The 367-nt window shown below is 52.9% G+C and carries 1 pseudogene; it reads left to right on the top strand.

Annotated elements, in window-relative coordinates:
- Positions 1–367 (top strand): annotated as a pseudogene (locus KDM89_RS22640) (hypothetical protein); the annotation flags it as partial.

The following is a 367-nucleotide window of genomic DNA, read 5'->3' as shown; positions in this document are numbered from 1 at the left end:
ATACGCTCAATGAACTGGCTGCCGCCCTGGGCAATGACGCCAATTTCTCCACCACCATGACGAATTTGCTGGCGACCAAAGCGCCGTTGACATCACCTGCGCTTACTGGCATACCGACGGCGCCGACGGCGGCACCAGGAACACGCGGCACACAATTAGCATCGACTGAATTTGCCGCGCGACTCACCGAGTCTTCGCAAAGCTTGCAATCCAGTCGTAACTTTATTGACGGAACCCTGATCCGCACCAGCATAGATTTTTCCGGCCCAAACGGTACTAGCTGGTTGCTGGAAATTGAGGGTAATTCCTATTTTGCTGGGGCGCCGTTCGATATAAAGATCCAAGGCTACATCTACAACAATAATCC

The organism is Cognatundibacterium luofuense, from assembly GCF_018139685.1.
GTDB lineage: Bacteria > Pseudomonadota > Gammaproteobacteria > Burkholderiales > Burkholderiaceae_D > Undibacterium > Undibacterium luofuense.
This window is presented reverse-complemented; position numbering and strand designations above follow the sequence as displayed.